The 11,583-nt window shown below is 63.9% G+C and carries 9 protein-coding genes and 1 other RNA gene; 1 reads left to right on the top strand and 9 read right to left on the bottom strand.

Going from position 1 to position 11,583, the window contains the following annotated elements; all coding sequences use genetic code 11:
• Position 1: 1 nt before the first annotated feature.
• The 9 genes from mraY to rsmI form a co-directional block, all read right to left on the bottom strand.
• Positions 2–1,084 (bottom strand): phospho-N-acetylmuramoyl-pentapeptide-transferase, encoded by a 1,083-nt coding sequence (gene mraY, locus VGE08_RS12045; protein ID WP_331068134.1) that lies wholly within the window; start codon positions 1,082–1,084, stop codon positions 2–4.
• A gap of 15 nt (positions 1,085–1,099) precedes the next feature.
• On the bottom strand, positions 1,100–2,494 hold the full coding sequence (locus VGE08_RS12040; RefSeq protein ID WP_331068133.1) for a UDP-N-acetylmuramoyl-tripeptide--D-alanyl-D-alanine ligase: 1,395 nt from the start codon (positions 2,492–2,494) through the stop codon (positions 1,100–1,102).
• On the bottom strand, positions 2,491–4,035 hold the full coding sequence (locus VGE08_RS12035; RefSeq protein WP_331068132.1) for a UDP-N-acetylmuramoyl-L-alanyl-D-glutamate--2,6-diaminopimelate ligase: 1,545 nt from the start codon (positions 4,033–4,035) through the stop codon (positions 2,491–2,493). The genes VGE08_RS12040 and VGE08_RS12035 overlap by 4 nt, the downstream gene beginning before the upstream one ends.
• 23 nt (positions 4,036–4,058) lie before the next feature.
• Positions 4,059–5,786: a peptidoglycan D,D-transpeptidase FtsI family protein gene (locus VGE08_RS12030; protein WP_331068131.1), complete on the bottom strand. Its 1,728-nt coding sequence runs from the start codon at positions 5,784–5,786 to the stop codon at positions 4,059–4,061.
• Between the two features lie 10 nt (positions 5,787–5,796).
• Positions 5,797–6,063: a cell division protein FtsL gene (gene ftsL, locus VGE08_RS12025; RefSeq protein ID WP_331068130.1), complete on the bottom strand. Its 267-nt coding sequence runs from the start codon at positions 6,061–6,063 to the stop codon at positions 5,797–5,799.
• The gene (rsmH, locus tag VGE08_RS12020; protein ID WP_331068129.1) at positions 6,060–6,989 is read right to left on the bottom strand and encodes a 16S rRNA (cytosine(1402)-N(4))-methyltransferase RsmH; all 930 of its coding nucleotides are present in this window, start codon (positions 6,987–6,989) and stop codon (positions 6,060–6,062) included. Before rsmH ends, ftsL begins: the two co-directional genes overlap by 4 nt.
• A gap of 10 nt (positions 6,990–6,999) precedes the next feature.
• The gene (mraZ, locus tag VGE08_RS12015; RefSeq protein ID WP_331068128.1) at positions 7,000–7,455 is read right to left on the bottom strand and encodes a division/cell wall cluster transcriptional repressor MraZ; all 456 of its coding nucleotides are present in this window, start codon (positions 7,453–7,455) and stop codon (positions 7,000–7,002) included.
• Positions 7,456–8,299: 844 nt separating this feature from the next.
• Positions 8,300–8,686, bottom strand: an RNA gene (rnpB, locus tag VGE08_RS12010) — RNase P RNA component class A.
• 63 nt (positions 8,687–8,749) lie between these two features.
• Positions 8,750–9,616, bottom strand: coding sequence for a 16S rRNA (cytidine(1402)-2'-O)-methyltransferase (gene rsmI, locus VGE08_RS12005; RefSeq protein ID WP_331068127.1), 867 nt, complete (start codon positions 9,614–9,616; stop codon positions 8,750–8,752).
• Between the two features lie 80 nt (positions 9,617–9,696).
• On the opposite strand from rsmI, the gene VGE08_RS12000 reads away from it, so the two are divergent.
• Positions 9,697–11,580: a penicillin-binding protein activator gene (locus VGE08_RS12000; protein ID WP_331068126.1), complete on the top strand. Its 1,884-nt coding sequence runs from the start codon at positions 9,697–9,699 to the stop codon at positions 11,578–11,580.
• Positions 11,581–11,583: the final 3 nt, after the last annotated feature.

The raw sequence follows: 11,583 nt of genomic DNA, 5'->3' as shown, positions 1-11,583 counted from the left end.
ATCAACGCACCTTCAAGGTCGCGAGCCCGACCAGCACCAGGATCACCGAGATGATCCAGAAGCGCACGATCACCTTGGGCTCGGCCCAGCCCTTGAGCTCGAAGTGGTGATGAATGGGCGCCATGCGGAAGATGCGCTTGCCGGTGAGCTTGAACGAAGCCACCTGCAGCATCACCGACAGGGTTTCCATCACGAACACGCCGCCCATGATGAACAGCACGATCTCCTGCCGGACGATGACGGCGACGACCCCTAGTGCCGCACCGAGCGCGAGGGCACCAATGTCGCCCATGAACACTTGCGCGGGATAGGTGTTGAACCAGAGAAAGCCGAGACCTGCGCCGACCAGCGTCGCGCAGAACACCAGTATTTCACCGGTACCCTCGATGAAAGGGATGCCGAGATATTCCGAGAACACCGCATGGCCTGTTGCATAAGCGAACACCCCCAAGGCTCCACCCACCAGAACCGCCGGCATGATGGCCAGGCCGTCGAGGCCGTCGGTGAGATTCACCGCGTTGCTCGTGCCAACCACCACGAAGTAGGCGAGCGCGATGTAGCCGACTCCCAGCGGCACCATCACGTCTTTGAATAGCGGTACGTACAGCGCGGTCTCCGCCGGCGACTTCGCAGTCATATATAAGGCGACCGCGCAGCCCAGGCCGGCCACCGACTGCCAGAAATACTTGTATCTCGCGATCAAGCCGCGGCTGTTACCGACCACCAGCTTCAGATAGTCGTCCCAGAAGCCGATCAGGCCGAAGGCCAGGGTGACCAGCAGCGTGACCCACACGAAGCGATTGCTGAGATCGGCCCACAGCAAGGTGCTGAAGGTGATGGCGACCAGGATCAGCAGCCCGCCCATGGTGGGCGTGCCGGCCTTGGGCAGGTGCGTCTTCGGACCGTCGTCGCGCACGCGCTGGCCGATCTGGTTCAGCGACAGCTTCTGGATCATCCACGGGCCGATCAGGAAAGAGATCACCAGCGCCGTGAGCGCCCCGAGGATGGCGCGCAGCGTCAGGTACTGGAAAACGCGAAACGCGCCTTCCAGCAGGGCCAGCTGTTTAGTGAGATACAGCAGCATTCCGTAGTTGTTCTCTTAAGTGTGGCCGTTGGTGTTGCCAGGCGGGTTCGCCGACAAGGCTGCCGACACGCGCTCCAGTCGGTTGGAGCGCGACCCTTTAATGAGTACTGCGACGCCTGTCGTCAGCGACGAGCGCGCATCGCGAATCAACGCATCGACATCTGCGAACCATTGGCCGCCGGGACCAAATGCCTCCACCGCGAAGTGCGCCCCTTCGCCGACGGCGAGCAGACGCTCGATACCCGCCTGCCGCGCGTACCGGCCAACTTCCGCATGCAGCTCATTGCTGGCATCGCCAAGCTCCCTCATTTCCCCCAGCACCAGCCAGCGTTTGCCGCCGAAGGCGCGCATGGCATCGAGGCCGGCTTTGAGCGAGCTCGGATTGGCGTTGTAGGAGTCGTCGACGATGAACGCACCGTTGATGGCGGGTTTCAGTTCCAAGCGACCCGCCACGGTTTTCATCGCCGCCAGACCAGAAACGATCTGCGCGACTTCCGTTCCCGCAGCGCGGGCTGCGGCCGCCGCGCCAAGCGCGTTGCGCAAGTTGTGCAAGCCAGCCAACGGAATCGTTGCGGGGAGCGTGCCATCGGGCGTGACGAGATCGAAGTCGATGCGGAAGCCGGTCTCGCCGCTGACCTCGCGCACCTTGTGCGCCACGAAATCGGCGGGCTGCTCGAACCCGAACGTCAGGACCCGATCCGCGGTCCGCATGTCGCGCCACAGGGATGCGTACTTGTCGTCAGCGTTGATGACAGCGACGCCTTCCGTCGGCAGCGACTGAAACAACTCACCCTTGCCGTTCGCGACGCCTTGCAGGCTGCCGAACCCTTCCAGGTGCGCAGCGCCCGCGTTGGTCACGATGCCGATGGTCGGCTCGGCAAGCGATGCGAGGTGGGCGATCTCGCCCAAATGACTCGCACCCATTTCGATGACCGCGTAGCGATGCTCCGCCGTCAACTGCAGCAACGTCAGCGGCACGCCGATGTGATTGTTCAAGTTGCCGCGCGTCACCAGGGTCGGACCGAGCTGCGAAAGGATGGAGCCGATCAATTCCTTGGTCGTCGTCTTGCCGTTGCTGCCGGTCACGCCGACCACCGGAATCTTGAACTGACGGCGCCATTCGCGCGCGAAGGTCGACAACGCAGCCAACGGATCGGCGACCACCACTTGCGGCAGATCGACAGGCATCGGCCGCGCGACCAGCGCAGCGGCCGCGCCGTTCTGCGCCGCGGTTATCACAAAGTCGTGGCCATCAAAGGTGGGACCGGCGAGCGCGACGAACAGCGCGCCTTCTTTGATGGTGCGCGTGTCGGTCGAGACGCTGGTGAATTCCCGATCGACGCCGACCAACCGTGCTTGGTGATGCGCTTGCGTCTGGCGAACGAATTCGCTCAATCGCCAGGCGATCATGACTGCCTCCCTAGCGCGCGCAGCGCCTGATCGCGGTCGCTGAACGAGCGACGCTCGGCACCCACGATCTGATAGTCCTCGTGACCCTTGCCCGCGATCAGCACCACATCCGTCGCCGAGCTTTCGGCAATGGCGCGAGCGATGGCGGCGGCACGATCGCGCTCGACGATCGCAGCCTCGGGACGAGTCAGTCCTTTCAAGATGTCAGCGACGATGGCGTCGCCGTCCTCGGTGCGCGGGTTGTCGTCGGTGATGATGACCCGATCCGCAAGTCGCTCGGCGATCGCACCCATCAATGGACGCTTGCCCGCGTCACGATCACCGCCGCAGCCGAACACGCAAACCAGGTTGCCGCCGCGATGTTTGCGCACGGCGAGCAGCGCCTTTTCCAACGCATCGGGCGAGTGAGCATAGTCGACGATGGCGAGCGGCCGGCCCGGCGCGGTGAGCGTCTCCATCCGGCCCGGCGGCGGAGCGCACTTCTCCAACGCGTCGATGGCCCGCTGCATCGACACACCACTGGTCAACAGCACCGCGAGCACTGCAAGCAGATTCTCGACATTGAAATCGCCGACAAAGCGCGAACGCAGCGTGGCTGTGCCCCAACTGCCGTCGAGTTCGATATCGAGGCCGTTCGCAGCGGCGCTCACTCGGCGAGCAAACAGCTGCTTCACCTCACCCTTCTCGCTCTGCCAACGCACATCCAGCTGGATCTCGCCAGCACCGCTCAACACCACCAGGCAGGTGTGCGCCACCCGCGTTGCGATCTCACGGCCGAACGGATCGTCTACGTTCACTATCGAGTAGCGCAGGCTCGGCCAACGAAACAGGTGAGCTTTGGCCTCGGCGTAAGCCTCGAGCGTGCCGTGATAATCGAGATGATCGCGAGTGAGATTGGTGAACAGCGCCGTGTCGAAGCGCACACCGGCAACGCGAAATTGATCGATCGCATGCGAGGACACTTCCATGGCGAGGCAACGCGCGCCTTCGTCGCGGAGTTCGGCGAGCCAGCGATGAACGGTGATGCTATCTGGTGTCGTCAGGGAGCCCGAGCGCAGGGCGTCGACGCGGCCATAGCCCAGCGTGCCGACATAGCCGGATGTCACATTCAGCCGCTGCAAAGCTTCAGCGATGACATGCGCCGTAGTGGTTTTGCCGTTGGTGCCGGTGACGCCGACGACTCGCACGCTGGTCGAGGGCGCATCGAAAAACCAATCCGCGATCGCTCCCAGCCAGGCCGAGAGCCTGGGAATGCCGATCAACGGCACATCGTCGGGCAGGCGCGGCGGCACCACTCCGGCCACCGGCTCCCAAAGAACGGCGCAGGCACCGGCCGCAACCGCCTGTGCTGCGAAGCCGATGCCATGGGTGCGAGTGCCCGGCAGCGCGGCGAACGCAGCACCCGGCGTCACTGCCCGGCTGTCGAGCGTGATATCGGTGATCTCCAGATCGGGCGGCACGAAATCGTCGGACGCAACGCCGCTGTCCATGAGCAGCGCTCGCAGATTCCTGGTTCGTACGTTGTCGGCCCGTGTGTTCATGGCGAGGTTCGCGTTGGCACTCCTCATGGGCTCGCCTGCACCAGCGTCGTGGCAGGCACGCGGTCCAAGCCATCGGGAGGCACACCCATCAAACGCAACGCGCCCGCCATCACATTGGCGAACACGGGAGCGGCCACCTCGCCGCCGTAATATTTCTTGCCGCTGGGCTCGTCGATGATCACGATCGCCGCGAGGCGCGGATGACTGGCCGGCACGACGCCGCCGAACGAGGCTTTGATGCGGGCGGTGTTGTAAGAGCCGCTGTCCGCGGTCCATGCCGTTCCGGTCTTGCCGGCGACGCGGTAGCCGAGCAGCGAGGCGCGCTTGCCGCTGCCTTCGGTCGAAACGACGCTTTCCATCATTTCGATCAGCTCACGCGCCACGCGCGGGTCGATGACCTGCTCACCCGGCACTGGCTCTTCCACCTTGCGCATCGTGACCGGCCGCTTCACGCCATAGGCGCCGAGCGTCGCGTACGCACGCGCCAGTTGTAGCGGCGTCACCGACAATCCATATCCATAAGAGATGGTCGCCTGACCGATCTTGCGCCAGTGCGAGGAGTCGTTCAGCAAGCCGGCCGACTCGCCCGGAAAGCCGCTGCCGGTGACTTCGCCGAAGCCGAACGCGGACAGCGTGTCCTGCATGGTCCTGGCCGAGAGGTTCATGGCCATCTTGGTCATGCCCACGTTGCTCGACTTCGCCAGCACCGTCGTCAGCGTGATCGGACCGAGATTGTGAGGGTCTGGAATTCGCTTGATGCCCACTTGCACGAAGCCCGGCGAGGTATCGATGATGGTGTTGCCGTGATAGCGCCCGGAGGCGATGCCGGCGGCGGCGATGAACGGCTTGATGCTCGAACCGGGCTCGAAGATGTCGGTGGCGGCGCGGTTGCGATAACGCGAGGCCGCGACCTGATCGCGATCGTTCGGGTTGTAGGCCGGCTGATTCACCATGGCCAGCACTTCGCCGGTCTCGATGTCGAGCACGATCACCGTGCCGGCCTTGGCGCCATGTTCCTGAACCGCCGCTTTCAGTTCGCGGTAGGCGAGGTACTGGATGCGCAGGTCGATGCTGGTGACCAGATCGCCGCCGGGATGCGGCGCGCGGATGCTCTCCACGTCTTCCACCGTGCGGCCGAGGCGATCCTGAATGACGCGCTTCGCGCCCGGCTCGGCGCCGAGCCAGCGGTCATAGGCCAGCTCCAGCCCTTCCTGGCCGATGTCGTCGTATCTCTTGGTGAAGCCGAGCACATGGCCGGTCACTTCGCCGGCCGGATAGAAACGCTGGTACTCGCGCTGCAGATACACGCCCGGAATCTTCAGGTCGGCGACCTGCGCGGCGTCGCTCGGCCGCATGTGACGGACCAGATAGACGAACTCGCGATCCAGGTTGCTGGTGATCAGCTGCGTCAGCCACTTCTTGTCGCGATTGAGCGCCTCCGCCAGGCGCGGAATCTGGTCCGCCGCCTTCATGACCTGCGGCGGGCTGGCCCACACCGTGTCCACCGGCATGCTGGCAGCCAGCGGCTCGCCGTTGCGGTCATAGATGTTGCCGCGATTGGCCGTGAGCTTGGCGATGCGGGTGTAACGGGCGTCGCCCTGGCCTTCCAGAAAGCCTTGATCGAATACCTGCAGATTCACCGCGCGCGCGACCAGGCCGATGGCGATCAGCACCAGCATCACCAGCACGAACCGCAGGCGCCCGCGGTACTGGTCCGGTGAAAAATGTTTGCCCTCGTCGCGACGGATCATGTGCTCACCATCAGGGCTTCACGATCCGAACTTCGTCGGGCCGCGGCACGACCATCTGCAAATTGACGCGCGCGGTCTGCTCGACGCGCCCGTGCATGGCCCAGGCGCTCTGCTCCAGCTTCAACTGGCCCCATTCGATATCGAGCCGGTCGCGCTCGGCATGCAGGCCCTGCAATTCGATGAACAGGCTGCGGGCTTCATGCTTGCTCCACACGACGGCGATGGAGGCCCCGAGCAACGCCACCCACAACACAGCCATGGCGACACGCGCGCTCATGCGGCCACCCTTTCCGCCACTCGCAGCACTGCGCTGCGCGCACGCGGGTTGGCGGCCACTTCGGCTTCGCTCGGATGAATCGGCTTGCCGACGCGGCGCAATTTGGGCCGGGCGTGCGCCGGCACGTCGGGCAAGCCGGCGTACACGGGATCCTCCTGCGACTGCTCCTGCATGAAACGTTTGACGAGGTTGTCTTCCAGCGAATGGAAACTGATCACGCACAGACGTCCGCGCGGCGCCAGGGCAGTCAGACTGCCGGCGAGCCCGGCGCGAATTTCGTCGAACTCGTGATTCACCTGAATACGAATGGCCTGAAACGTACGCGTGGCCGGATGCTTACCCGGCTCGCGCGTGGGAATTGACTGCGCAACGATCTCTGCCAACTGCAACGTTCGAACGATCGGCGCCTCGCGACGCGCGTTGACAATGGCGCGCGCGATGCGCTTGGCGAATCTGTCCTCACCGTAATCGCGAATTACCCGGGCAATCTCGTGCTCTGGAGCCTTCGCCACGAACTCCGCTGCCGTACTGCCGGAAGAAACATCCATGCGCATGTCGAGCGGGCCGTCCTGCATGAAGCTGAAGCCGCGCTCGGGCTCGTCCAACTGCGGCGAGGACACGCCCAGGTCGAGCAGCACGCCGTCAAAGGCGCCCGCCAGCCCCATTTGCGTCACGACTGTCCCCAACCGCGAAAACGCACTGCTCACCAAAGTCATCCGCCCATCGTTGGCGAAGCGTTCGCGCCCTGCGGCAATGGCCGCCGGGTCCCGATCGAATGCAAGCACCGCTCCCTGCGGCCCGACGCGCTCCAGGATCGCGGCGCTGTGGCCGCCGCGGCCAAAAGTCGCGTCGAGATAGCGGCCGCCCTCGCGAATATCGAGCGCGGCCAGCACTTCCTGCAGAAGCACCGGCGTATGCGACAACATGACCGGAGCCTTACAACGACAGCGATTCGAGCTCGGGCGGCAACTGCTCGGCGGACTCGTCGACCTTCAGCCACTGCTCGCGGCTGTCGTTCCACAACGCCTCGTCCCACAGCTCGAACCGATTGCCCTGACCGATCAGCATCGCGGTACGCGTCAGCGTCGCGTACTCACGCAAGCTCGGTGGAATCAGGATGCGGCCGCTGGAGTCCAGCTCCAGGTCGGTGGCGTGACCGATCATCAGGCGCTGCAGCCTGCGCGCGACCGGATTCAAGGTCGGCAGGCGGCGCAATTTCAGCTCGATCTCTTCCCACTCCGGCAGCGGATAAATCAGCAGGCAGCGGTCGGCGCGATCGACGGTCGCGATCAGCCGGCCATTGGAGCGCTCCACGATCCGCTCGCGATAGCGAGTCGGCATGGCAAGCCGCCCCTTGCTGTCGAGAGTGACCTTGTTGGCGCCCCTGAACATGCCCCACTAACCCACGTGTTCCCACTTTTTCCCACCGAATTGCACTATAGGTACGCGGCTGGCGCGGGTCAAAAAAATTTGGGGCATTTCCTGTTTAGCGACAGGCACTTAGAGCGTTAAGCTGGCACCCCGGCCGAAAATCGCCGCGAGCGGTCTGACGGAAATCAGGGGGTTAGAAAACCTTCTTTGCGTGCCGTTGCACGAGCAGCCGCGTTGCCGGTACCTGTGTTTCCAACCAGTACAGGGAAAACCTTAGCGCTCAAAAATGCGCAAGGGCGGTTCTGGAATGCGGCGGATCGGGGGTGAAATCGGGCCAATTGTGGAGGCTTTGTTCGTCAGTAATTTATGTACTTTTATCGGTGAACTGGTCTTTGATGGCGGCTTGCACCTGAATAGTGTTTATTAAAATTTAATGGTGTTTTCGGAGGGCGGCGGCGCCGGCGGCAGTGGCTGGCGGAGGCCAGGGTGGGGTCCCTCCTTCCGGCACCGGGCGCCGGCCGGAGCGCATTGCGCTCCTCACCGCACGTCCCTGATGAGCCCTGCTGTTGCGGCCCCGTCGCTGTGCCGCAAAGCTGCCGGAAGAAGGGACCCCACCCTGACCTCCGCCTCCGGCGTTCGGCTCGGCAGCCGAGGTCTCCCCCCGGAGCCCCGAAGCTCTGATTCGAGCGTCAATTCAGCTTCGAGGCCGCCTCAGATTCCGGAGTTTCTTACTTCTTATTCCGGCTCCGGAGCGCGGTGGCGGACGCCACCTACCGCAGGCCACCGAGGCAGAGACCAAGCCTGAGGCTTTCCGACCGCGAGGCCCCAAACCTGAACAACACGCCGAGGAAAAGCCACGAAAAGGAGAAGGAGTCGGCCGATAAGCCGGGTTCTGTCGAGGACAACCATTCATCTGCGATACGCGTCGCCGCGTACCTCCAGCGACCTACCCGGGAGTCTGTGTGGGCCACACATGCGGTCCGGTCCGAAGACTGAACCGCGCGCTCCCCTATTTGGTCTTGCTCCGGGCGGGGTTTGCCGTGCCGCCGAGTGTTACCACCGGCGCGGTGCGCTCTTACCGCACCCTTTCACCCTTACCGGCGCGCGGCCGAGGCCACGCGCTTAGGCGGTTTGCTTTCTGTTGCACTTTCCGTGGACTCACGTCCCCCAGGCGTTACCTGGCGCCTTGCCCTGGGAGCCCGGACTTTCCTCCACCCTTGCAAGCAAGAGCAGCGGTTGTCTGGCCGACTCCATCGTGAATGATACAGAAGCCAAGGAAAAGTTCCGGACAGAAATCGTTCGTGGCGCGCGCCAATCAATCCCGTTGCTTGCCGCTCAATTGCGTGGCACGCGCATACAAGTCGGCGCGCTTTTCTCCCGTGAGTTTCGCGGCCACTTTCGCGGCCTGTGAAGGCGGCAGCTCTTCCAGCAGCGCGCGCAGGAGTTGGTCGGCATTGAAGGACTGCGCGCTGGCTTCGGCGGTGTTGCCGCTGACAACGAGCACGATCTCACCGCGCGCCATATCTGCATTTTTCTCGGCCATTTCGCACAGCTGTGCGAGCGTTCCGGTGTACGTTGTCTCGAATCGCTTGGTCAGCTCGCGGCTCACTGAAGCGGCGCGTTCAGCACCAAGCTCGGCGGCCATGTCACGCAGCACTTCGAGCAATCGATGCGGCGCTTCGTAGAAAATCATCGTACGGCGCTCGCTCGCCAGCTCTCTCAAACGCGAGACACGCGCTGCGCTTTTCGCAGGCAAGAAGCCTTCGAAAACGAAGCGATCCGTGGGTAGACCCGCAATCGACAGCGCGGCGATCGCCGCGCACGGCCCAGGCACAACGGCGATCGAAACACCGCGCGCGCGGGCTTTCGCCACCAGATCGAAGCCGGGGTCGCTGATGAGCGGCGTACCCGCGTCGGAGACCAGCGCGATGGCGTCACCTGCCAATAAACGTGTGATCAGCGTCTCGCTTTTCTGCATCTCGTTGTGCTCGTGCAACGAAGTAAGCGCTGTATCGATGCCGAACGCTTGCAACAATTGACGGGTGTGCCGCGTATCTTCGGCTGCGATCAGCTGAACGCGAGACAGCACCTCACGAGCCCGAGCGCTGAGGTCCCCAAGGTTGCCAATCGGCGTGGCAAGGACGTACAGAGTGCCGGGCACTACCGCGGATTCCGCGCTCATTCCCGGGCCCTACTTCTTTGCATAACTTCTATAATGACGGTGCGGCGCATGCCCAAAGGTGGCCGAGAGGTGGCAGTGGAATGAATGGCACAAAGACGGTTCGATTCGCGACGACGTGGATCGCCTCCATGATACTGGCGATTGCCGTCACCGCATGCAGCATCCCGACCGTCGTGGAGCCTCCAGCCGCCGTCGCCGACCGGCAAGTCGACCAGGCCGAGGCATTGTCTCGTAAAGGCGACTATCGCGGCGCGGCTCAGACGTATGAAGCCCTGGCGGCAGGATCGCCGGGTGAATTGCGTGATCGCTTTCTCCTGCGCGCGGCGCGGGAATATGTCCGTGCCGATGATACCGCGCGGGCGACGACCCTCCTGAATCAAGTCAGCGCGTCGCTGCCTCGGGCCGATTTCGGCTTGCGATCACTCGTGGCGGCGGAGCTGGCGCTGCGCGCTGGCCGCGGCGATCGAGCGATTGCGGAGCTCGATCGCATCCCGCAGCCGATTCCTGGCGAGCTGTCATCGGATGTTCTGGACGTTCGCGCGCGCTCGTTGTTCGCGTTGAATCGCCCGGCCGCCGCTGTGGGCACCGCGCTCGAGCGGGAGCGCACGCTGAACACGCAGGAAGCCATTCGCGCCAATCGCAGAATGATCTGGCAGGGCCTGCAGAAGGCCGCGGCCGGTAATGCCGATTTCACCGCGCCCGCGGGAGCTGGACAGACGCTGACGGGCTGGCTCGACCTGGGCCGTGCAGCGCTGGGAACCGCGCGCAATCCCTTCTCCGCGAATGAAGACATCGCTCAGTGGCGCAATCGCTATCCAAATCATCCGGCGAATTCGCTGCTTTCCGAAGACATCCTGCCGCAGCTGAACGTGGGGCTGGACTATCCGACGCAGATCGCGCTGATCCTGCCGCTGTCGGGACGCCAGCAAGCGGCCGGCATGGCGGTGCGCGATGGCTTCCTCGCGGCGCTGTTGCAGCAGGAAGCGAGCCGTCGACCTTTGTTGAATGTTTATGATTCGGCCGAGATCGGCGCGACCACCGCTTATCGCCGAGCGGTCGCCGATGGCGCGCAATTCATCGTCGGTCCTCTCACCAAGGATGAAGTGACCGCGATTGCGACGTCCGGCGAGGCATCGGTGCTCACGCTCGCGCTCAACCAGACCGCAGAAAACATTCAGTCGCCCTCGATGATGTTTCAGTTCTCGCTCGATCCGGAAGAGGAAGCACGTCAGGTGGCGCAACGCATGATTGCCGATGGGCGCATGCGTGGCCTGGTGCTATTGCCCAACAACGAGTGGGGCCAGCGCGTATTTCGTGCGTTCGACACGGAGCTGAAGACGCTGGGCGGCCAGATCGCCGGCATGAGGTTCTATGATCCCTCGGCGCGGGATTACTCACCGCCCATCACCGAGTTGCTGTTGATCAACGAGAGTCGCGCGCGAGCCAACGCATTGGCGGCGGCATTGGGAACGCGCTTCGAGTTCGAGCCGCGTCGGCGCGGCGATGCGCAGTTCATTTTCGTCGGCGCGCAGCCCGTGCAGGGCCGTTCGCTGCGGCCGGCCTTGCGCTTCCATCTGACCGAGGATCTTCCTGTCTATGCGACGTCGGACATCTTCGAGCCGGATGCCCGAGCCAACAACGATCTCGAGGGCGTGATCTTCCCGGACATGCCCTGGGTCATTTCGCCCGACGCGGCGTCGAGCCAGCTGCGTGGCACGCTGACACGCTACTGGCCGGTTCGCGCCCGCGGCCGAGGTCGTTTGTATGCTTTCGGCTTCGATGCCTGCCGCATCGTACCGCTGCTCAAAGCCGGCCAATTCGGCACCGCTCATGCCATTCCCGGCATGACCGGCCTGCTCTCGGTGGATCAGAACGGCCACATCAAGCGCGAGCTGGATTGGGCCAAAGTCTCCGGCGGCCGCGCCCTGCCCTTGGGAACGGCAGCGACGGCCGCCGTGCAGTAACTC

Origin of the sequence: Steroidobacter sp. (assembly GCF_036406195.1) — a bacterium.
Lineage (GTDB): Bacteria > Pseudomonadota > Gammaproteobacteria > Steroidobacterales > Steroidobacteraceae > Steroidobacter.
The sequence above is the reverse complement of the archived record's forward strand: the minus strand, read 5'-3'. Positions and strand labels throughout refer to the sequence as shown.